This window comes from Streptomyces sp. NPDC047880 (genome assembly GCF_040706515.1).
In the GTDB taxonomy this organism is placed as follows: domain Bacteria; phylum Actinomycetota; class Actinomycetes; order Streptomycetales; family Streptomycetaceae; genus Streptomyces.
In genome coordinates, this window is the sequence record NZ_JBEZOK010000019.1 from 83298 (window position 1) to 103517 (window position 20220).

Genomic DNA, 20220 nt, shown 5'->3' on the forward strand with positions numbered 1-20220 from the left:
GGAGCCGGAGCCGGTCGAGTGATCAGGAGGAGCTGACCACCGCGTCCAGGTGGGGCAGGTGGTGGTCGAGGCGTTCCCGCTTGGTGCGCAGATAGGTGATGTTGTTCTCGCACGGCGGGATCAGCAGCGGCACCTGCTCGGCGACCGTGATGCCGTGGTCCACCAGGGCCTCGCGCTTGCGCGGGTTGTTGGACATCAGGCGCACGGACCGCACGCCCAGGTCGTCGAGGATCCGGGCGGCGACACCGTAGTCGCGGGCGTCGACGGGCAGGCCGAGAGCGAGGTTCGCCTCGACGGTGTCCAGGCCCTCCGCCTGCAGGGCCATCGCGCGCAGCTTGGCGAGCAGGCCGATGCCACGGCCTTCATGCCCTCTGAGGTAGACCACGATGCCCGCGCCCTCGGAGACGACCGCGCGCAGGGCGGCGTCGAGCTGATCTCCGCACTCGCAGTGCTGGGAGCCGAAGGCGTCGCCCGTCAGGCACTCCGAGTGCAGCCGGATGAGGACGTCGTCCGGGCCGATCTCGCCGTAGACCAGCGCGACCTGTTCGTCGCCGCGGTCGTGGTCCATGTAGCCGATCGCCTGGAATTTCCCGTACACGGTGGGCAAGGGGGCATTCACGACGCGTTCCACGCCGGTCCGCTGCGGTGCCTTCTTGCCGAGTACGCCAATGTTGTCTGTCATGATTCTCGAGTTCCTAAGCAGAGACGAAAGGCCGTGACGATATGAGTGATCTGGTGCCGGCGGACACCACGGAAGACGTACGGACGCGGGGCTCCGGTGTCTCACGGCAGGTCGCGGTGCTTCCCGTGGGGAGCTTCGAGCAGCACGGTCCGTATCTCCCGCTGGCGACCGACACGCTCGTCGCCTGTGCCGTCGCGCGGGAAATAGCCGGCGCGTACCCGGTGCACCTCCTTCCTCCGGTGACGATCTCGTGCTCGCACGAACACGCGGCCTGGCCGGGGACCGTCAGCATCTCCTCGGCGACCCTTCATGCGGTGGTACGGGACATTGCGGCTTCGCTGCGCCGGTCCGGCGTCGACGCCCTGGTGGTGGTCAACGGGCACGGCGGCAACTACGTGCTGGGCAACGTGGTTCAGGAATCCTCCGCGCGCGGCGAGCGGATGGCGCTCTTCCCGGCCGCGGAGGACTGGGAGGCGGCGCGCGAGCGGGCGGGTGTGGTCACCTCGCTGCTCACCGACATGCATGCGGGGGAAATCGAGACCTCCATCCTTCTGCACGCTCATCCAGAAATGCTCCGACCCGGTTATGAGACTTCCGATTTCGTCGCTGACGACCGGCGTCATCTGCTCACCCTCGGCATGTCCGGCTATACCGATTCCGGTGTCATCGGCCGTCCTTCACTGGGTTCGGCGGAAAAGGGGAAGGAACTCCTGGCGAGCCTGGCGGATTCCTTCGGGGCGTATTTCTCGATGCTGACCTCCGACGCGTAGTCACCCTGCGGCGCCGGGGCCCCGGGAGGGGTCCGGGCCCCGGCCCGCAGGCCCGCGTACCAGCGGGCGACGAGCACGATCAGGCCGGGCAGGCTGGCGACGAGGCTGAGCACCCCGTAGACCACCGCGACGGCGAGCCCCCGGCCGGCGCCCAGACCCGCCGCGCCGAACGCCCAGGCGGTGACGCCCTCCCGGGGGCCCCAGCCGCCGACGTTCAGCGGCAGGCCCATCGCCAGCAGGGCGAGGACGGCGAGGGGCAGCAGGACGGCCACGGAGGCGGCGGTCCCGGCGACCCGGGCGGCGAGTACGAACATCGCGACGTAACCTGCCAGCACCACCAGGGAGGAGACAACCACTCCGGGCCCGTTCCGTCGCGACAGCAGCCCTTCGCGGGCCTCGGCGAGGAACGCGCGCAGCCTGCGGCCCCGGCGGGAGGGTGCCGAACGGTTCATGCGCAGGGCGAGGACGACGGCGAGTGCGCCCAGGGCCGCCAGGGCCGTGGGCGCTGCGATGTGCCGGGCCTCGGCCAGCACCGGGGACGGCATGGTCAGCAGGACGACGGCCCCGGCGGCGAACAACGCGATCTGGCCGGCCGTCCGTTCGAGGACGACGGCCTTCACGCCCCGCCGCAGGTCTCCCTCGCTCTGCCCGTGCCGCACGGCCCGGTGCACGTCGCCGAGGACGCCGCCGGGCAGGGCCGCGTTCAGGAACAGCGCGCGGTAGTAGTCGGCGACGGCCGGCCCGAAGGGCAGGCGGATCCTGAGTGCCCGCGCCACGAGCGCCCACCGCCACGCGCTGAACACAGTGGTGACGAGCCCGATGCCGAGCGCGAGCAGCAGCGACGCCGCGTCGATCCGCCGCAGTCCGTCCAGGAAGACGCCGGTTCCCAGTCGCCAGAACAGCACACCCAGGATGGCGATTCCGGCGAACGTGCCGAGGTGCGTACGGACCTTGGAGGAGCCGAGACGGGCCAGGGCCGTACGGACACGGTTCGCCGGAGCTTCGGTTGTCCGGGTGGGGCTGGACGGGGTCGAGGCGGCGGGCTCGCTGCCGTCGCTCACAGCCGGGTGCGGCACGGCCGTGTCCGCCGGGCCGGAGGGCGCGGGCAGACGGGTGCCGCCGGCGGTCGCGGGCGGCCCGGGCTGCTCCGTGAGCGTGGTGCGCGGGCGCGTTCCCGTCGCCTGGGGGCTCATGACGCTCCGCCCGCCGGGCGGGACAGGGCCAGCAGGTCGACGTGGTGGACGGTGACGCGCAACTCGCCCGCGGCGCAGGCCTTCAGCCGGTTGCTGAGGTAGACGTCGGCCTCGGCCCGCAGTTCGGGGCGCACCTCGACGGCGGCGCCGACCCAGCCGCGCAGCCACTGCTCGGTGAGTGCGGCCTGCTCGGGTCCGAGCCGCCAGGGGCTCGGCTGCAGCCGTACGGTCGCGCCGTGCTCGGAGAACGCCTCGGCCGCCACGGTGACCGCGTCGGGTCCGAGCAGACCGTCGCGGCGCTGGTGGTCGTTGAACGCCTGGGCGATCTCCGCGTCCAGCGGGTGGGACGGGGTCAGTTCCACGCGCCCGGCGACGGACAGCGTCAGCAGGGCGGGGCACCCGGCTCCGGCACACGCGGCGGCGAGCGTGCCGATCTCCTCGCGCGTGAGGACGTCCAGCAGGGCGGACGCCGTCACCAGGGACGCGCCCTGGAGGGCGTCCGGGGTGAGGCGGGCGACGTCACCGCGCCGCGTCTCCACCGTGACCCGGCTGCCGTCGGCGGCCGAGCGCGGGGACGAGACGGCGGCGAAGTGCAGCAGGTAGGGGTCGCGGTCGTGCAGGATCCAGTGCTGGGCGCCGTCGAGTCGGGGCGCGAGCCAGCGGCCCATCGAGCCGGTGCCGCAGCCCAGGTCGTGGATGACGACGCCCGACTTGCCCGGCAGGTTGGCGAGCCGGATGCGCAGCGTGTCGAGCAGGTCGTGCGCCCGTGCCGCGGCGTCGGCCGGCTCCCGCAGCTCCAGCCATTCCGGCGCGTACCGGGGCGGGTCCTCCGGGTTGGCTTCACGCAGCTTGACGGTCGGCCGCGCGCCGGGCCTGCCGCTGGGTCCGGCGCCGGGGATGACGGCATCCGGGGCGTACCCCGGAACGAACTCCGCGCCGGCGGCCGGGCCGGGGGTTCCCGCGGGCCCGCCGGCCACCGCGCCCGCGGTGCCCGCTGCGGCGGTCTGCCCCGGGCCGGGCGTCCCGCCCGTCGTCACGCCGTCCGTCACGCTCGTGGCCTCCCTCGGCCCGGGCTGTGCCGGGATCGCCCCGCTCTGCTGGGTCGTCGTCGGGTTCGTCATGCGGCCCTCCGGGGTTCGGTGGGGAGCCGGCGCAGTACCGCCGCCAGGCTCTGTGCGGTCGTCGCCCAGCCGTCGAGGGCGGCACGGCGGCTGCGGGCGGCGCCCTTCAGGCGGCGTCGTACGTCCGCCTCGCCGAACCAGCCGCGCAGTTCGACGGCGATCGCGGCGGAGTTCTCCGGCGGGACGAGGATGCCGGGCATCCCGCCGTCGGGCGCGCGGCCGACCGCCTCGGGCAGCCCGCCCACGTCCGTGGCCAGCACCGGGATGCCCCGGGCCAGTGCCTCGGTCACCGCCATGCCGTAGGTCTCCGCGTAGGAGGTGAGGACCATCAGGTCGGCGGTGGCGTAGGCGGCGTCGAGCGCGGGGCCGGACTTGGGGCCGGCCAGCTCCAGCCGGTCCTGAAGGCCGTGCTCCGCGATGAGGGACCGCAGGTGGTCGACGTACTCCGGGTCCTGGGTGAGCGAGCCGACGCACACGCAGCTCCACGGCAGGTCGCTCACCGCGGCCAGTGCCTCCACCAGCCGGTGCTGGCCCTTGCGCGGGGTCACGGCGGCCACGCACAGCAGGCGCGACACCCCGTCGGTCCCGGGCGCGAGCGGCGCGATGTCGGCGCCGGGGGCGGCGACGTGGACCCGCTCGGGGGGAAGGCCGTGGTGGGAGACCAGGCGGCGGACGGCCCAGTCACTGGTGGCGATCACCGCCGGCACCGCCCGCAGCACCGTCCGTTCCTTGGCGTCCAGTTCGGCGGCGACCGCCGCGTCCAGTCCCGTCTCGTCGCCGAGCGGGAGGTGGACGAGGACGGCCATGCGCAGGCGTTCCGCCTCGGGGACCACGATCTCCGGTACGCCGCAGGCCACCAGTCCGTCGAGGAGCACGACGGAGCCGTCGGGCAGGGCGGCCAGGGCGCGGGCCAGTTCCGTACGGTCTCGGGCCCCGGGCCGGGGCCAGTCACCGGCCACGGCGTGCTTGGTCACCTGCCAGCCGAAGCCGGGCAGGTCCAGGCACACGCGCCGGTCGTAGGCGTTGCCGCCGCTGGGTGCCGTCGGGTCGTCGATGCCGCCCGGCAGTACGAAGTGCACGGTGCGCAGGGACATGGGGATGATCTCGGCGTTCTTCAGGGAAGCGTGCTGCACGGGAACATAATTCAGCCGTGCCGGTGCCGGACCCATGTGTTCGGGCCGTTCGACGGTCGTGTCGGTCACAGCGCACGCTCGTAACTCGCCCAGGCGATGTGCGACTCGTGCAGGGTGACGGTGAGGCCCGCGATGCCCTTGGCGCCCTCGCCCAGCGCCCCCTTGTGGATGCGCTCGGCGAGCCGGTCGGCGATGACCTTGGCCAGGAACTCCGTGGAGGTGTTGACTCCGGCGAAGTCGGGCTCGTTGTCGAGATTGCGGTAGTTCAGCTCGCTGACGACCGCGCCCAGTTCCTGCGTGGCGAGCCCGATGTCGACGACGATGTTGTCCTCGTCCAGCTGTTCGCGCCGGAACGTGGCGTCCACGAGGAACGTGGCCCCGTGCAGGCGCTGCGCCGGTCCGAAGACGTCGCCACGGAAGCTGTGGGCGATCATGATGTGATCGCGGACGGTGATGCTGAACAACGGACGACCCTCCAGGTGCGGCGCGTCTGCTCCCCGCTCTCGGTGCCGGGGATGCCGAGTAGTACGGCCCGTTGTCTTCCCTTGTTCAGCCTGTCATACGTCTTTTCTCAGGTCAGGCGCTCTTGTTGTGACCAACTCGTACCGGATGGAACGAATCGTCAGCCGATGCGTCCGTCGTTCTCGTCGTAACGGACGCGGTGGCACAGCGCGGGGACCTCGCCGGACGCCAGCCGGGGCAGCACCTCCGGCAGGTTCTCGAAGGGGGATTCGCCGGTGATCAGGGCGTCGAGCGCGGGGTCGGCGAGCAGGTCCAGGGCGACGGCGAGCCGGTCGGCGTAAGTGCGGTTCGGGCAGGCCGGGGAGACGGTGCCGACCTGACTGCTGCGGATGACGAGCCTGCGGGAGTGGAAGGCCTCCCCCAGGGGGAGGCTCACCCGCCGGTCGCCGTACCAGCTGAGTTCGAGGACGGTCCCCTCGGCGGTGAGGAGTTCCAGGGACCTCGCGAGGCCCGCTTCCGTGGCGCTGGCGTGCACGACCAGGTCGCGTTCCCCGTCGGCGTCCTCGGGGGTGGCGAAGCCGACACCGAGCGCCTCGGCGATCTTCGCGCGGGACGGATCGGCGTCGACCAGTTGGACGCGGACTCCCGGGAAGCGGGCGAGGAGGGCCGCCACCGAGCAGCCGACCATGCCGCCGCCGACCACGGCGATCCGGTCGCCGACCAGGGGTGCGGCGTCCCACAGGGCGTTGACGGCGGTCTCCACGGTCCCGGCGAGCACGGCTCGTTCGGCGGGCACGGTGTCCGGCACGGGGGTCACCGCGGAGGCCGGGACGATGTACCGCGTCTGATGCGGGTAGAGGCAGAACACCGTGCGGCCGGCGAGCTCTTCGGGGCCCTCTTCCACCACGCCGACGTTGAGGTAGCCGTACTTCACCGGGCCGGGGAAGTCGCCCTCCTGGAAGGGCGCGCGCATGGCCGTGTGCTGGCTCACGGGGACGCCGCCGCGGAAGACGAGTGTCTCGGTGCCGCGGCTGACGCCGGAGAACAGCGTGCGGACCAGCACCTCGCCCTCGCCGGGCGCCGGCAGGGCGACGTCCCGGACCGCGCCTCGCCCAGGCGAGTCGATCCAGAACGCGCGTCCGGTGTGCTTCATCGAATTCCTCCTGAACGATCGGGAAGCTGAGTGCGTACCGAGGGGTGCACAGGCCGCGCACAACGTAGCGGCGTTGATCGACTCTGTCACACGGCCGGAGGGTGTTCGGTGGCCCTGAACAACACTTACGACGCGAGGCTCGTACAGCAGGAGACCGCCCTGGGGGCGGGTGTGCAGGTCCTGCTGCTGGCCCTGATCGGTACGGCGATCGGGATGGGGCCGGCGGGCTGGCTCAGCGGTCTCGCGTTCGCGATCGCCACCTGGGCGGTGCTCTCCCGGGCCCTGCACCGCTCCCGGCTGAGCTCGTTCGGCGCGGCGAACCGGGTCACCCTGGGCCGGGCCACCCTCGTCGGCGGGGTCACCGCCCTGGTCGCGGACTCCTTCCAGAGTTCACCGCCGGTGTCGCTGTTCGTCGGCCTGACGGCGGTGGCGCTGATCCTCGACGGCGTGGACGGCAAGGTCGCCCGCCGCACCGGTACCTCGACCCCGCTGGGCGCGCGTTTCGACATGGAGGTCGACGCCTTCCTGATCCTGGTGCTCAGCGTGTACGTGTCGATGCAACTGGGCCCGTGGGTGCTGCTGATCGGCGGCATGCGCTACGTCTTCGTCGCCGCGGCCAAGGTGTGGCCCTGGCTGACCGCCGCGCTCCCGCCGAGCACCGCCCGCAAGACCGTCGCCGCGCTCCAGGGTGTGCTGCTGCTCCTGGCGGGCGCCGATCTGCTGCCGTACGCGGCCAACTTCGCGGTGGCGGCCCTGGCTCTGGGCCTGCTGGTCTGGTCGTTCGGGCGGGACGTGCTGTGGCTGTACCGGACCTCGCGGGCCGAGGAGCCGGCGGCCGCCCCCCAGGTGCGGGAACTGGTCGCGGGCTGACGCCCGGCCGGCTTCGCCGGTCAGGCGCCGAAGCGCCCTCGGGCCGCCTCGATGTGCCCGAGGTACTGATGGGTCCAGCCGCAGATCGCGTCGACCGTGGCGCGCAGGGCGCGTCCCGGCTGGGTGAGCGTGTACTCGACCTTGGGCGGCACGGTGGGGTGCACCTTCCGGTCCACCAGGCCGTTGCGCTCCAGCATCCGCAGGTTCTGCGTGAGCATCTTGTGGCTGACGCCCTCGACCTCGTCGCGCAACTCGCTGAACCGCAGGGTGCGTTCCCCGAGCGCCTCGATGATCAACAGGGCCCATTTGTTGGCCACGTCGGAGAAGATCTCCCGGGCCAGGGAGTCCGCCCGCCGCAGGTCCGCGTTCTCGGGCAGGTCTCTGATCTGCTTGGTCACCATCTGGTTCCCCAGTCACCGAAAAGTGCGTTCTTCCAGGTCGGCGTTCACTCTCCTACGGTTTCCGAGTAACCGCAAGAGAGCACGGGCCCGGTGCCCGCGGTCCGTGCCCGACGGAAGGAACGCGCACCATGACCACGCTCGACGTCTACGACCACGGCATTCCGGCCGAGGGCCACTTCGGCTACGCCCAGGCGATCAGGTCCGGTGACCTGGTCCACGTCTCCGGGCAGCTCTCGTTCGACGAGGCAGGCGCCTTCCACCCCGAGGACGACGTCGCCGCTCAGCTCGACCGGACCTACGTCAACCTCGACAAGGTCCTGGCCCATTACGGCGCCACCCGCAACCAGATCGTCTCCCAGACGCTGTACGCGGTGGACCTCGTGCGGAATGCCGAGGTGGTCGCGAAGGGCAACCGGGCGTACTTCGGCGCCCACCGTCCGGCCAGCACGGCCCTCGGCGTCACCGAACTGACCTTCCCCGGGCAGCTCGTCGAGATCAGCTGCGTGATCGACACGAGGCTGCCCGCCTGAACCGTCCGGTCAGCGACGCGTCCCGGCGCCCACGAGGGTCCGTTCGTAGGGGTCGAGCAGCACGCCCCGGACCTTGATGGAGACACCGGCGACGATCTGCTGGTGGGCCAGGGGCACGACCGCGTCCGTGCCGAGGATCGCGGCCTCGGCGGCCGTGGCGGCGTCCTGCCGCTGCTCGGTGCCGTCGGTCTCGACGGCCTCGGCGACGGCCCGGTCGGCCCGCTCGTCGCACAACCGGGCCAGGTTGTAGGCGCCGTCGCAGGTGTAGTCGCTGCCGAGGACGCCGACGGGGTCGCCGGTGTCCAGGAGGCTGTTGCGGGCGCCGATGAACGCGTCGAACTTTCCGGCGAGCGCGTCGCCCTCCAGCCGTGAGTACTCACACACCTCCAGTTTCACTCTGAAGCCCGCCTCCTTCAGCTGCTGTTGCACGACTTGGGCGACCTCGGGAAGCTCGGGCCGGTTGTCGTAGGTGGCGAGGGTGACCGGCGTGCCGTCGGGGCGGGCGGACTTCGCGCGTCCATGCATCAAGGCAACACCCCGATTGGCTCAAGCAATTTGACAGCGGCGACGATCACTCCTTAAACCTAGCCACATGACATCCATTTTCAAAAAGGTGGGGCCGTCGTGAGGATCGCGTTCGTCGGCAAGGGCGGCAGCGGCAAGACCACGCTCTCCGCACTCTTCTCCCGCCACCTGGCACGCTCCGGCGCCCCGGTCCTCGCCGTCGACGGCGACATCAACCAGCACCTGGCCGAGGCGCTGGGCGGCGAGGAGGAGTCCGCCCCTCCGCTGGGCGCGCACCTGCCCGAGATCAAGGACTACCTGCGGGGCGACAACCCCCGTGTCCCCTCCGCCGAAGCGATGATCAAGACGACCCCGCCGGGCCGCGGATCCCGCCTCCTGCGTCCGCTCGGCGAGGACGAACTGCACGCGCGGCACGTCGGCCGGGCGGGCGGCGTCCCCTTCATGGCCACGGGCGAGTTCGACGAGTCCGACCTGGGCGTGGCCTGCTACCACTCCAAGCTGGGCGCGGTCGAGCTGTACCTCGGGCATCTGGTCGACGGTCCCGGCGAGTACGTCGTGGTCGACATGACGGCCGGAGCCGATGCCTTCGCCTCGGGCCTGTTCGCCCGCTTCGACCTCACCTTCCTGGTGGCGGAACCCACCCGCAAGGGTGTCTCGGTGTACCGCCAGTACCGCGACCACGCGGAACAGTTCGGCATCCGGATCGCCGTCGTCGGCAACAAGGTGACCGGCGAGGACGACCTGCTCTTCCTCAAGGAGCAGGTGGGCGACGACCTGTTGACGCACCTGGTGCACTCGCCCTGGATCCGCGCGGCGGAACAGGGCCGGGCCGGGTCCGGCCCGGACGCACTGGCGTCGCTGGAACCGCACAACCGGCACGCCCTCGCGGTGATGCGCGAGGCGGTCGACGCCGAGGTCCGCGACTGGGACCGACTGCACCGCCACGCGGTCGAGTTCCACCTGCGCAACGTCCACGCCTGGGCGGACGCCCGTACGGGCGAAGACCTGGCCGCTCAAGTGGATCCGGAGTTCGTGCCGGGGCCGGCCGCCCGGCTCTGAGGCGCGTCACACCCATTGTGTCTCCCCCTCCGGCTACTCGATTCCGGTGGCATCGAGCAGCCGGACCACGTCCTTGCGTCCGTACCCGAGGAGCCGGGCGCGGTCGGCGGCCATGAGCACCAAGTGCGCGACGATCTTCGCGGCGTATCCGTTCTTGCTGTCCGCGTCGAACCATTCCTGGAGCTTCTCGACACCCAGGCTGTTCATCACCAGGCCGTGCTCTCGGCGGACCTCCGCGACGGTGCCGGCGACGGCGTCCAGGAGCGTCTTCCCCGGCCGTTCGCATTCCAGGGCGAAGCACCCCCGGTCGACCGGCACACACCCCTCCGGCGGGCGCGCCCGCAGCCCCGCGTACGTCTCGTCCTCGAACCCGGAGGCCCGGAACTCGTCGTGTACCAAGGAGAACCGGTGGAACCCGGGCGGGACGGGCGGCGGTGGAGGCGTGTACTCCCATCCTGCGTCCTCGTACAACTGCCGCTTCACCTCTTCTTCGTCGGCATGCGTCACGGTGAAGCCGTTCGCCTCGTTGCGCCCCGTCGTCGTGCCGTCAGGGTTGCGGTGGAAGTGCAGGCCCATGGTGTGCCCCCGTCATCGTGCTGAGAATGGACGACAAGTCCCGTCACCAGCTCGAACGGCCCGCGGGCCGGGCAGGTGCCCGCTCCCCGAGGCACCATCCTTTCGCGTGAAAAGGACCGCTGCGGGAACTTCCCGGCTCAGCCGGACGAGCGGTTGTTACGCTCCTGGGATGAGGATTCCGGACCCCGCAGAGATCCGGGCGCTGCACGAGAAGTACGCGCCCACCACCGAGGCGTTCGCCCTCGTCCACAGCCACTGCGAGATCGTCTGGGGAATCGCCGAGCAGCTCCTTGCCGCGCCCCGCCTCGCCCACCTCGACGCCGAACTGGTCCGCGCCGGCTGTCTCCTCCACGACATCGGCGTCTACCGCCTCTACGGGGAGGACGGTCGGCTGGACCACCGGAACTACATCCGGCACGGTCTGCTCGGCCACGAGATCCTCGAAGCGGAGGGCTTCCCCGAGGCTGTCCGCCGCTTCTGCTCCCACCACACCGGGGTGGGACTCACCCGGCACGACATCGTCAGCCAGGCCCTTCCCCTCCCTCCCGCCGACTACGTGGCGGTGACGGAGGAGGAAAGGCTGGTGATGTACACGGACAAGTTCCACAGCAAGTCCCGGCCGTCGGTGTTCCTCGCCCCCGACGAATTCGCCGCCCACGTCCTCCGCTTCGGCGCGGACAAGGTGACTGCGTTCGATGCGCTGCGCGCGGAGTTCGGTGACCCGGACCTCACCGGGGGCGTGCCGGGCTTCGAGACGGTGGAAGACACCGCGGCGGGCGGTCTCGGAGGCACCGTGCGGCAGACAACCCGCCAAGCTGCCGTTCTGCCGCCGAGTCCGTGAGCACGGGGCCCACCTGGGGAACAAGGACTCAGCGGAATGACGGCCGAGGGGAATGACCGCTTCGCATAGCGCCATGGCCGGAGCCTTGCAGGGTGATCCGGCCACAGGACCAGATCCGCCAGTGCCGCCGGTCATGGGTTTGTGCTGACCTCCTCACCAGGACCGCTCAGTTCGACCACTCGGCATCGTGAGGATTTGCCGAATCACCCTTATCGAATGCTCTGCAGCAACAGCCCCGTGGCAGTGACCGTCCAGAACGACCACCCGTTGCGGTTCGGATTGACGTGTGGGTTGAGGGCCTGTACCACTGCGACGGCCGCCCCGCTGGGAGTCTCGTAATCACCGCGGCCGGGACCGGAGGGAATCGTCACGGTGCGGGACGAGGGGTCGTAGTAGGCGTTGGTGCGTCGGCCCTCGTAGACCGCGTGGATTTCGACTCCTTGCTCCGTCCGCAGCTTTTGGACTTCCGTCCCGATCAAAGTGGGTGCCGTCGGGTCCTCCGCGATCAGTTCTTCGTCGGCGGGCAACTCGTCGGTGTCCGGGTGTGAGGCCTGCGCGTCGTAGTGGGGAAGCCCCAGAAGCCCGTTGAGGACATTGGCCAGCGAGCGCCTGCGTGCGGCCAGGAAGTCGGGGAAGCGGTCGAGGGACCACAACTCCGGTTCTTCGGGGATCCACTGTTCGGCCAGGCGTTCCGAAGCGATCTCCGCCATGTACTGGGAGGGCAGCCTCGCCGAGATCATCTTGTTGGTCTGGCCGGTGATGAAGGCCAGGTTGGCCAGGCTGTTCCACTCCTCCTTCGCGTACGTCCCCTGTACCCGGGCGCGCGGGAAGACGTGGTGGAACTCGATGGTGGCACCGGTGTTCATCGGCTGGTCACTGATGGCGATGTTGGTCGCCCAGTCCCGCGCCGTGCCCCGTAGCGCGGCGATGTAGAGCAGCTTGAAGAAGGGGTGCGTGGAGTACTTCTGCTCCAGATCCCTCGGGTGCAGGGCGCTGTCCAGCGACCGGGTGCCGGAAGCCCGCCGGATGAGCTCGGCGAACAGGTCTTCGCCCTGGCGCGACTTGATCAGCCTGGCCTCCGCGTCGAGCTTGCCCTCGACCTGCAGGGAGTAGTGGCTGAACGCCATCGCCGTGTACACCCAGCGGCGCAGCAGCTGGGCCTCTCCCGGACGCAGCTTGCCGTCGCGGTGGTGCAGCAGCAGAGCGGGCACGATCGTGACGTTCGGCGAGGAGAGAATCTCCGACCGGGGGATCGAACATTCGCCCTTCAGGAAGTCGATGGCGAAGCGCAGCGCCCTCTCCGTGGAGTGCCACGCCTCCTTCAGCGCGGCTTCGTCCATGTCCGCCCCGATGAGCTTGATGTGATGGGCGCCTGTTCCCGCGAGGAGGCTCGTGAGGCGCAGGACGGCTTCCCTGTTCAAGGCGAAGTTGCTGTCCCGCAGCTCCTGGTGGAAGGAGTCCATGGTGTCCAGGCCCTCGGACCAGCGTGCCGCGATCGCGCTGTACACCAGGTCGCCCTTGGACAGCCTTCTGCCGCCCTTGTTCAAGCGGGCGAAAAGTTCGGCGACCTCCTCGTAGTCGTCGGACTCGTAGGTGATGACGGCGATCTCCTGCCTGCGAATGTCGTGCACCTTCTGCAGGCGCTGCATCCACGCGCCGAAGTGCGGGGCGGAGTACTCGACCCCGGCCGCGTTGAGCACTTCGTGGTACTGCACGTTCTCCTGCAGCAAGGTGGAAACGCGGAACAACAGCGGGTCCTTGCCCTGGACCGCGCTCGGATTGACGAACTCCGCGGTGCGCACGTCGAAGCGCAGATCGATGAGCCGGCCGTCCGCCTTCGAATCCGGCCGGTACACCCAGGCGAGGGACGTCAACCGCTGTTGTCCGTCCAGCAGATACAGAGGCTGATGTGTCGACTTGTCGGCCTGGACGACGGCAGCGGTCTTGAAGGGGACGGTCAGATTCGTCTTCCACAACAGCAGGGCACCGACCGGGTAGCCCCGGTAGAGGGAGTCGAAAAGATCACGTACATCGGGGCGCATCCAGACGAAGTCGCGCTGGATGGAGGGAATGACGACACTGCCCCGCAGCAGGTTCTCGACCTGAGTAATGATCTTGTCGTTTGCCAGCCCCATGCTGCCGCCCTCACCGTGCGAGTGATCTACGGCACATACGATAACTGTCGCCTCTGCCTGCCGTCTTGTGTCCAGGAGACCCGTCGATCGCACCGGTCTCGTCGTCGCACCGCACCCATGGGCCGTGACCACGGGCCGCCGAAACCCGGGCAGGAATTTCAGCGGCCACGGTCCTCAGGCCGCCTCGCGTGCCCGGCCGCGGTGCGCCCGGACGACCTCCGCGTACCGGTACCCCGCCCCCTTGATCGTGCGCCGCTGCGTCTCGTAGTCGACGTGGACGAGGCCGAACCGCTTCTCGTAGCCGTACGCCCACTCGAAGTTGTCCAGCAGCGACCAGGCGAAGTAGCCGGCCAGTGGGGCTCCCTTGCGGGCGGCCGAGGCGCAGGCGGCGAGGTGGCCGAGCAGGTACTCCTGCCTCTCGAGGTCGTCGACCGTGCCGTCGGGGCGGACCACGTCGGGGTAGGCCGAGCCGTTCTCCGTGACGTACAGCCGGCGGGCCCCGTAGTCGTCGGTGAGCCTCAGCAGCAGCGACTCGATGCCGCTCGCGTCGACCTCCCAGTCCATGCCGGTGCGCGGCACACCGTCACGGCGTACGGCACGGGCGTACGGCGCCGGGCCTGCGGGGTCGTCGGCGACGGTCTGCGGGAAGTAGTAGTTGAGGCCCAGCCAGTCCAGCGGGGCGGCGATGGCCCCCGAGTCGCCGGGCCGTTCCGGGAGTTCGACGCCGTAGAGTTCGCGCATGTCCGCCGGGAAGCCCCTGCCGTGCACCGGGTCGAGCCACCAGCGGTTGGTGTGGCCGTCCATGCGGCGGGCCGCGGCCCGGTCCTCCGGTGTGTCGGTGGCGGGATGGATCGTCGAGAGGTTGTTGACGATGCCGACCTGTGCTCCGGGGGCCGCCGCGCGGACGGCCCGGCTCGCCAGGCCGTGACCGAGCAGCAGGTGGTAAGAGGCGCGGACGGCGGCCGTGAGGTCCGTCAGGCCGGGGGCCATCTTGCCTTCCAGGTGGCCGATCCACGCCGAGCACAGGGGCTCGTTGAGCGTGGCCCAGTGGGTGACGCGGTCGCCGAGGCGCTCGGCGACGACCGAGGCGTACCGCGCGAACGCGTGGGCCGTGTCGCGCTCCGGCCAGCCGCCCCGGTCCTGGAGCACCTGCGGCAGGTCCCAGTGGTACAGGGTCACGGACGGGGCGATGCCCGCCTCCAGCAGGCCGTCGATCAACTCGTCGTAGAAGGCCAGGCCCTTCGGGTTCACGGGGCCGTCGCCGCCGGGGACGACCCGCGGCCAGGCGATCGAGAGGCGGTAGGCGTTCACGCCGAGCCGGCGCATCAGGGCGATGTCCTCGCGCCAGCGGTGGTAGTGGTCGCAGGCGACATCGCCGTGGTCGCCCCCGGCGGTCTTCCCGGGGGTGTGCGAGAACGTGTCCCAGATCGACGGCGAGCGGCCGTCCTCCGCCACGGCTCCCTCGATCTGGTACGCCGAGGTGGCCGTGCCCCACAGGAAGTCGTGCGGGAGTGCGGCGAGGTCGATGGTCACGGAAGTCCCTTCGGGAACGGGCGAGTCGGTCACTTGACGGCTCCCGCCGTCAGGCCGGCCACGAGGTAGCGCTGGAGCAGCAGGAAACCCGCGACCACGGGCACGCTGACGACCAGCGAGGCGGCCATGATCTGGTTCCAGTACACGTCGTTGAGGGTCGAGTAGCCCTGCAGGCCGACGGCGAGCGTGCGGGTGGTGTCGTTGGTCATCACCGAGGCGAACAGGACCTCGCCCCAGGCGGTCATGAAGGCGTAGACCGCGACCGCGATGATGCCGGGCACGGCCGCCGGGACGACGACCCGGAACAGCGCGCCGAGTGGGCCGCAGCCGTCGACCAGCGCCGCCTCGTCCAGGTCACGCGGCACCGAGTCGAAGTAGCCGATCAGCATCCAGATCGAGAACGGCAGGGAGAAGGTGAGGTACGTGAGGATCAGGCCGCCGCGCGAGCCGAACAGGGCGATGCCCGTCGCATTGCCGATGTTGACGTAGATCAGGAACAGCGGCAGCAGGAAGAGGATGCCGGGGAACATCTGCGTGGACAGGACGGTGACGGTGAAGACGCGTTTGCCGCGGAAGTCGTAGCGGCTGACCGCGTAGGCCGAGAAGACGGCGATGACCACCGAGCAGACCGTCGCCGCCCCGGCCACGACGAGGGAGTTGACGAAGTAGCGGGCCAGCGGGACCGTCGACCAGATGTCGATGTACGGGCGGATCGTCAGCTCGCTCGGCAGCCAGCGGAACTTTCCGGTGACGTCGGCCAGGGGCTTCAGGGAACTGGAGACCATGACGTAGACGGGCACGAGCACGAAGCCCGTCAGCAGGGTGAGGAAGATCCGCCGGGACCACAGGAAGGAGCGGGGCGGGGCCAGGGGCGAACTCATGAGGCGGTCCTCCGTCCGCGCGAGGTGAGCGCCAGGTATCCGCCCGTGACCAGCAGCAGGAACAGCAGCAGCAGGACGGACATCGCGGAGCCGGTGCCGAAGTTCCAGGTGACGAACGACGCCTGGTAGATGTGCACCGAGATGAGGTCGGCGGCCTCCGGCGCGGTCCTGCCGAACTGCACGAACGGCGTGTTGAAGTCGTTGAACGTCCACAGGAACAGGACGAGGACCAGAACCTGGTTGACCGGGCGCAGGGACGGCAGCGTGATGCGGCGGATCTGCTGCCACACTCCGGCTCCGTCCAGCGCGGCCGCCTCGTACAGCTCGCGCGGGATGTTCTGCAGGCCGGCCATGACGATGAGGAAGGCGAACGGCCAGCCCTTCCACACCGACACCGTCAGCAGCGCGATGAAGCTGTTGTCGCCGATGAGCCAGAAGGACGGCTTGTCGGTGAGGCCCAGCTGGTCGTGCAGGACGTGGTTCACCAGGCCGTTGTCGTGCTGAAACATGAAGACCCAGGTGATGACGGCCGCGTAGACCGGCAGCGCGTACGGCACCAGGAAGAGCGCCCGGAGCAGGCCGCGGCCCCGGAAGGCGTCCTGCATGAAGACCGCGGCGGCCGTGCCGAGCAGCCAGCACACGCCCACCGACAGCAGGGTGAAGGCGACGGTGACGAGGAACGAGTGGAGCAGCGCCTCGCCGACGGGGGCGTCGAAGTCCACCGACACCTTGTAGTTGTCGAGGGCGGACCAGGGGGCGGCGCCCCAGTCGCGGATGTAGAACTGGGTGAGTTCCTTGAAGCTCATGACGATGCCGATCACCATCGGCACCAGATGGACGAGGAGTTCGAGAAGCAGGGCGGGCAGGAGCAGCAGGTAGGGCAGGCCCACGCGGCGGATCCGCCCGGTGCGGCGGCGGGGACCGCGCGCCGTGCCGGGCGGGTTCTTGCGGACCGCCGGCCTCTCGGCCTGGGCAGTGGTCGTCATGTCGGTCAGGCCGCCGGCATCTGCTGCTGGGCCTTCTCCAGGGCCGCCTTCACCGAACCGGTGGTGACCGGGCGGCCGGCGGCCGCGTCGGCGAACAGGCCCTTGATGGCGGTGCCGACGGCCGTCTCGAACTGGGACTCGTCGGCGACCTGCGGCAGTGCCACGGCGCTCTTCGCCAGGGTGTCCTTCAGAACGCCGTTCGCCGGGGTGGTGAAGGCCGCGTCCGCCTGGGCCGATTTGACGGGCGGGATCGTGCTGTAGGCCTTGTTGAGAATCTTCTGCTCGGCGTCGCTCGTCATGAACTTCACGAACTTGGCGGCGCCGTCGGTGTTGTCGGTGTTCTTGAAGACGGCCAGGTTGATGCCGGCGACCATCGAGTTGACCTGCTTGCCGGTGCCGGGAGTGCCGGACTGGACGGGCACGGGGGCGATGCCGTAGTCGTCCTTGCTCATGCCCTGCGACTCGAGGTTGGCGGACGCGGACTGCCACAGCAGCATCGCCGTCTTCCCCTTGGCGAAGTCGCTGACGGACTGGTTCTGCGCGTACTCGGCGTTGCCCGGCGCGATGACCTTGTCCTTGGCCATCAGACCGACGTACTGCTTGACCGCGGCGACCGTCCCGTCCCCGGTGAAGTCGGCCTTGCCCTCGGGGGTGAAGAAGTCGGCGCCGTGCTGCTTGGCGAAGACGAAGGCGTGGTGGATGTTCTCCGACGGGTTCGAACCCTCCATGCCCAGGCCCCACTTGCCGTCCTTGGACAGCTTCTTGCCGTCGGCGACGAGCTCGTCCCAGGTGGCCGGGGGCTTGGAGATGCCGGCGTCGGCGAACAGCTTCTTGTTGTAGTAGAGCGCGTACGACATCGAGTAGAGGGGCACCGCCGCCGGGTCCTTGCCCTCGGCGCCAGTGGATCCGAGGGCCGAGTCGACGAAGCGGTCCCGGCCGCCGATCTTCGCGAAGTTCTTCGCGTCCCAGGGCAGCAGGGATCCGGTGGCCTGGAGCGAGGCGCTCCAGGTGTTGCCGATGTTCAGGACGTCGGGACCCTGGCCGGAGGTGGTGGCGGTGAGGATCCGGTTGAGCAGGTCGGACCAGGGGACGACCTCCACCTTCACCTTGATGCCGGTCTGCTTCTCGAACTTGTCGAGCTCCGGCTGGAGGACCTTCTTGTCGACCTCGATGCTGGCGCCCTGGTTGGACGCCCAGTAGGTGAGCGTCTTCGGCGAATCGTTCGATCCACCGCCGGTGGCGGAGCCGCCTCCGCAGGCCGTGGCCGCGAGGGCGAGTGACAGTGTGACGGCGCCTGCCGCCGCGGCTCGGATGCTGCGCATGGCTGCTCCTGGCCTTTCCGGGAGTACGGGATCACGGCTTCCCCGGAAAGAGGGAGCCGTCATGGCTTAATTTAGGACGTGAGTTAATCCCCGGAAGGCAGTCCCGTCAAGGGTTTGGACACGCTCGCGGAAGTCTCGCCGCACCCCTTGACGCATCTGTTCCACGGATGAACCATTCAGCGGCGAGAGAGCGCTCCCCGCACCCCACTCCGTTCACTTCATGAACCAGGAGAGCCGCCCCATGCACCCTCACTCCCCGTCATCCCGTCTGCCCGCGCCCGGCCGCCGGGCCGTCCTCGGCGCCGCCGCGGCCGCGTCCGCGCTCGCGGCGCTGCCCGGCACCGCCTCGGCCGCCCCCGACACACGGAAGACGCCCGTGCGCAGGAAGCCGCGCGCCCTGCCCGGCGGTGGTGATCTCGGCCCGAACGTGCTGGTCTTCGACCCGTCCACGCCGGACATCCAGGCCAGACTGGACGAGGTCTTCCGGCGGCAGGAGTCGGCCCAGTTCGGCACCGGCCGCTACCAACTGCTGTTCAAACCGGGCACCTACCACGGCCTCAACGCGCAGATCGGTTTCTACACCTCGATCTCCGGCCTCGGCCTCTCCCCCGACGACACCACCATCAACGGCGACGTCACGGTCGACGCCGGCTGGTTCGGCGGCAACGCCACACAGAACTTCTGGCGTTCCGCGGAGAACCTCGCGGTCGTCCCCGTGAACGGCACCAACCGCTGGGCCGTCTCGCAGGCGGCCCCCTTCCGCCGGATGCACGTCCGCGGCAACCTCAACCTCGCCCCGAGCGGCTACGGCTGGTCCAGCGGCGGCTACATCGCCGACAGCCGGATCGACGGCCAGGTGCAGCCGTACTCGCAGCAGCAGTGGTACACCCGGGACAGCGCGATCGGCGGCTGGCTCAACGGCGTGTGGAACATGGTGTTCTCCGGCGTCGAGGGCGCCCCCGCGCAGGGCTTCCCGAACCCGCCGTACACCACCCTGGCCACAACGCCGGTCTCCCGCGAGAAGCCGTTCCTGTACCTCGGCGGCGACGAGTACCGGGTCTTCCTGCCGGAGAAGCGGACCAATGCCCGCGGCGTCACCTGGGGCAACGGCACTCCTCGGGGCACCTCGCTGCCGCTGTCCCGCTTCTACGTCGCCAGGCCCGGCGTCCCGGCCGCCACACTCAACCAGGCCCTCGCACAGGGACTCCACCTGCTTCTCACGCCCGGCATCTACCACCTCGACCAGCCGGTACGGGTCGACCGGGCGGGCACCGTGGTGCTGGGCCTGGGCTACGCCACTCTCGTCCCCGACAACGGCGTCACCGCGCTCAAGGTCGCCGACGTCGACGGCGTACGGCTCGCCGGGTTCCTCGTCGACGCCGGGCCGGTCAACTCCGCGACCCTGCTGGAGATCGGCCCACGGGGCGCTTCCCGCGACCACTCCGCCAACCCGACGACCGTCCAGGACGTGTTCGTCCGCATCGGCGGGGCGGGCCCCGGCAAGGCCACCACCAGCATGGTCGTCAACAGCCGGCACACCATCGTCGACCACACCTGGGTCTGGCGCGCCGACCACGGCGACGGCGTCGGCTGGGAGACCAACCGCGCCGACTACGGCGTCGTCGTGAACGGGCACGACGTGCTGGCGACCGGGCTGTTCGTGGAGCACTTCAACAAGTACGACGTGCAGTGGTTCGGCGAGCGCGGGCGCACGATCTTCTACCAGAACGAGAAGGCGTACGACGCCCCGAACCAGGCCGCGATCCAGAACGGCCCGGTCAAGGGCTACGCCGCCTACCGGGTCGGGGACGGCGTCATCACGCACGAGGGCTGGGGCCTGGGCAGTTACTGCTACTACAACGTCGACCCCACGATCGTGCAGCACCACGGCTTCGCGGCGCCGAACCGCCCCGGGGTGCGCTTCCACGACCTGCTCGTGGTCTCGCTCGGCGGCAACGGGCAGTACGAGCGCGTCATCAACGACACGGGGTCGCCGACGTCGGGGACCTCCACGGTGCCGTCGACGGTGGTGTCGTACCCGTAGCGT

The 20220-nt window shown here is 70.1% G+C and carries 18 protein-coding genes and 2 pseudogenes; 6 read left to right on the plus strand and 14 right to left on the minus strand.

What is annotated here, in order from left to right; genetic code table 11:
- Positions 1 to 22 precede the first annotated feature (22 nt).
- Positions 23 to 682, minus strand: coding sequence for a GTP cyclohydrolase II (gene ribA, locus AB0937_RS26060; RefSeq protein WP_366714604.1), 660 nt, complete (start codon positions 680 to 682; stop codon positions 23 to 25).
- A 41-nt stretch (positions 683 to 723) separates the two neighbouring features.
- Between ribA and AB0937_RS26065 the strand changes: the two genes are divergently transcribed.
- Complete coding sequence (locus AB0937_RS26065; protein WP_366714605.1) at positions 724 to 1452, plus strand: creatininase family protein; 729 nt, start codon at positions 724 to 726, stop codon at positions 1450 to 1452.
- 143 nt (positions 1453 to 1595) lie between these two features.
- Here the strand turns inward: AB0937_RS26065 and AB0937_RS26070 are convergent.
- The 5 genes and pseudogenes from AB0937_RS26070 to AB0937_RS26090 all read right to left on the minus strand — a co-directional run.
- Positions 1596 to 2645: pseudogene (locus tag AB0937_RS26070) on the minus strand (lysylphosphatidylglycerol synthase transmembrane domain-containing protein); the annotation flags it as partial.
- Positions 2642 to 3766: a class I SAM-dependent methyltransferase gene (locus AB0937_RS26075; RefSeq protein WP_366714606.1), complete on the minus strand. Its 1125-nt coding sequence runs from the start codon at positions 3764 to 3766 to the stop codon at positions 2642 to 2644. The pseudogene AB0937_RS26070 and the gene AB0937_RS26075, both read right to left, overlap by 4 nt.
- Positions 3763 to 4935, minus strand: coding sequence for a glycosyltransferase family 4 protein (locus AB0937_RS26080; protein ID WP_366714714.1), 1173 nt, complete (start codon positions 4933 to 4935; stop codon positions 3763 to 3765). The genes AB0937_RS26075 and AB0937_RS26080 overlap by 4 nt, the downstream gene beginning before the upstream one ends.
- A 29-nt stretch (positions 4936 to 4964) precedes the next feature.
- The gene (locus tag AB0937_RS26085) at positions 4965 to 5363 is read right to left on the minus strand and encodes a 6-carboxytetrahydropterin synthase (protein ID WP_030843501.1); all 399 of its coding nucleotides are present in this window, start codon (positions 5361 to 5363) and stop codon (positions 4965 to 4967) included.
- A gap of 158 nt (positions 5364 to 5521) precedes the next feature.
- Positions 5522 to 6514 (minus strand): zinc-binding alcohol dehydrogenase, encoded by a 993-nt coding sequence (locus AB0937_RS26090; protein WP_366714607.1) that lies wholly within the window; start codon positions 6512 to 6514, stop codon positions 5522 to 5524.
- A gap of 108 nt (positions 6515 to 6622) precedes the next feature.
- Here AB0937_RS26090 and AB0937_RS26095 point away from each other — a divergent pair, with 108 nt between their 5' ends.
- Entirely contained in the window at positions 6623 to 7384 is a 762-nt protein-coding gene (locus AB0937_RS26095; protein ID WP_366714608.1) for a CDP-alcohol phosphatidyltransferase family protein, read from the plus strand.
- A gap of 20 nt (positions 7385 to 7404) precedes the next feature.
- Here AB0937_RS26095 and AB0937_RS26100 read toward each other — a convergent pair whose 3' ends face one another.
- On the minus strand, positions 7405 to 7785 hold the full coding sequence (locus tag AB0937_RS26100) for a helix-turn-helix domain-containing protein (protein ID WP_366714609.1): 381 nt from the start codon (positions 7783 to 7785) through the stop codon (positions 7405 to 7407).
- Between the two features lie 128 nt (positions 7786 to 7913).
- Between AB0937_RS26100 and AB0937_RS26105 the strand changes: the two genes are divergently transcribed.
- A complete protein-coding gene (locus AB0937_RS26105) occupies positions 7914 to 8315 on the plus strand; it encodes a Rid family hydrolase (protein WP_366714610.1) in 402 nt (133 codons plus the stop codon).
- A 9-nt stretch (positions 8316 to 8324) separates the two neighbouring features.
- Here the strand turns inward: AB0937_RS26105 and AB0937_RS26110 are convergent.
- Positions 8325 to 8834 (minus strand): annotated as a pseudogene (locus tag AB0937_RS26110) (ABC transporter substrate-binding protein); the annotation flags it as partial.
- Between the two features lie 105 nt (positions 8835 to 8939).
- On the opposite strand from AB0937_RS26110, the gene AB0937_RS26115 reads away from it, so the two are divergent.
- Positions 8940 to 9899 carry an ATP-binding protein gene (locus AB0937_RS26115; RefSeq protein WP_366714611.1) on the plus strand — a complete coding sequence of 320 codons (960 nt, stop codon included), beginning with the start codon at positions 8940 to 8942 and terminating at the stop codon, positions 9897 to 9899.
- A gap of 33 nt (positions 9900 to 9932) precedes the next feature.
- On the opposite strand, the gene AB0937_RS26120 is transcribed toward AB0937_RS26115, so the two are convergent.
- Positions 9933 to 10475, minus strand: a complete 543-nt coding sequence (locus AB0937_RS26120) for a hypothetical protein (protein ID WP_366714612.1) — start codon at positions 10473 to 10475, stop codon at positions 9933 to 9935.
- 169 nt (positions 10476 to 10644) lie between these two features.
- Here AB0937_RS26120 and AB0937_RS26125 point away from each other — a divergent pair, with 169 nt between their 5' ends.
- Complete coding sequence (locus AB0937_RS26125; RefSeq protein ID WP_366714613.1) at positions 10645 to 11316, plus strand: HD domain-containing protein; 672 nt, start codon at positions 10645 to 10647, stop codon at positions 11314 to 11316.
- A 209-nt stretch (positions 11317 to 11525) separates the two neighbouring features.
- Here AB0937_RS26125 and AB0937_RS26130 read toward each other — a convergent pair whose 3' ends face one another.
- From AB0937_RS26130 to AB0937_RS26150, 5 genes are all read right to left on the minus strand, one after another.
- Positions 11526 to 13451 carry a DUF262 domain-containing protein gene (locus tag AB0937_RS26130; protein ID WP_366714614.1) on the minus strand — a complete coding sequence of 642 codons (1926 nt, stop codon included), beginning with the start codon at positions 13449 to 13451 and terminating at the stop codon, positions 11526 to 11528.
- 174 nt (positions 13452 to 13625) lie between these two features.
- A complete protein-coding gene (locus AB0937_RS26135; RefSeq protein WP_366714615.1) occupies positions 13626 to 14984 on the minus strand; it encodes a GH1 family beta-glucosidase in 1359 nt (452 codons plus the stop codon).
- Between the two features lie 29 nt (positions 14985 to 15013).
- Positions 15014 to 15853 carry a carbohydrate ABC transporter permease gene (locus AB0937_RS26140; protein WP_031107080.1) on the minus strand — a complete coding sequence of 280 codons (840 nt, stop codon included), beginning with the start codon at positions 15851 to 15853 and terminating at the stop codon, positions 15014 to 15016.
- 8 nt (positions 15854 to 15861) lie between these two features.
- Positions 15862 to 16851, minus strand: coding sequence for a sugar ABC transporter permease (locus AB0937_RS26145; protein ID WP_366714616.1), 990 nt, complete (start codon positions 16849 to 16851; stop codon positions 15862 to 15864).
- Positions 16852 to 16856: 5 nt separating this feature from the next.
- Positions 16857 to 18173: a sugar ABC transporter substrate-binding protein gene (locus AB0937_RS26150; protein ID WP_366714617.1), complete on the minus strand. Its 1317-nt coding sequence runs from the start codon at positions 18171 to 18173 to the stop codon at positions 16857 to 16859.
- 241 nt (positions 18174 to 18414) lie between these two features.
- Between AB0937_RS26150 and AB0937_RS26155 the strand changes: the two genes are divergently transcribed.
- Complete coding sequence (locus AB0937_RS26155) at positions 18415 to 20217, plus strand: coagulation factor 5/8 type domain-containing protein (protein WP_366714618.1); 1803 nt, start codon at positions 18415 to 18417, stop codon at positions 20215 to 20217.
- Positions 20218 to 20220: the final 3 nt, after the last annotated feature.

What these genes read in the sequence shown, in the direction of transcription:
- AB0937_RS26155 (WP_366714618.1), top strand. Translation starts at nt 18,415, where the DNA reads ATGCACCCTCACTCCCCGTCATCCCGTCTGCCCGCGCCCGGCCGCCGG.
- AB0937_RS26105 (WP_366714610.1), top strand. Translation starts at nt 7,914, where the DNA reads ATGACCACGCTCGACGTCTACGACCACGGCATTCCGGCCGAGGGCCAC.
- ribA (WP_366714604.1), bottom strand. Translation starts at nt 682, where the DNA reads ATGACAGACAACATTGGCGTACTCGGCAAGAAGGCACCGCAGCGGACC.
- AB0937_RS26150 (WP_366714617.1), bottom strand. Translation starts at nt 18,173, where the DNA reads ATGCGCAGCATCCGAGCCGCGGCGGCAGGCGCCGTCACACTGTCACTC.
- AB0937_RS26125 (WP_366714613.1), top strand. Translation starts at nt 10,645, where the DNA reads ATGAGGATTCCGGACCCCGCAGAGATCCGGGCGCTGCACGAGAAGTAC.
- AB0937_RS26090 (WP_366714607.1), bottom strand. Translation starts at nt 6,514, where the DNA reads ATGAAGCACACCGGACGCGCGTTCTGGATCGACTCGCCTGGGCGAGGC.
- AB0937_RS26130 (WP_366714614.1), bottom strand. Translation starts at nt 13,451, where the DNA reads ATGGGGCTGGCAAACGACAAGATCATTACTCAGGTCGAGAACCTGCTG.
- AB0937_RS26100 (WP_366714609.1), bottom strand. Translation starts at nt 7,785, where the DNA reads ATGGTGACCAAGCAGATCAGAGACCTGCCCGAGAACGCGGACCTGCGG.
- AB0937_RS26075 (WP_366714606.1), bottom strand. Translation starts at nt 3,766, where the DNA reads ATGACGAACCCGACGACGACCCAGCAGAGCGGGGCGATCCCGGCACAG.
- AB0937_RS26120 (WP_366714612.1), bottom strand. Translation starts at nt 10,475, where the DNA reads ATGGGCCTGCACTTCCACCGCAACCCTGACGGCACGACGACGGGGCGC.
- AB0937_RS26145 (WP_366714616.1), bottom strand. Translation starts at nt 16,851, where the DNA reads ATGACGACCACTGCCCAGGCCGAGAGGCCGGCGGTCCGCAAGAACCCG.
- AB0937_RS26065 (WP_366714605.1), top strand. Translation starts at nt 724, where the DNA reads ATGAGTGATCTGGTGCCGGCGGACACCACGGAAGACGTACGGACGCGG.
- AB0937_RS26080 (WP_366714714.1), bottom strand. Translation starts at nt 4,935, where the DNA reads ATGGGTCCGGCACCGGCACGGCTGAATTATGTTCCCGTGCAGCACGCT.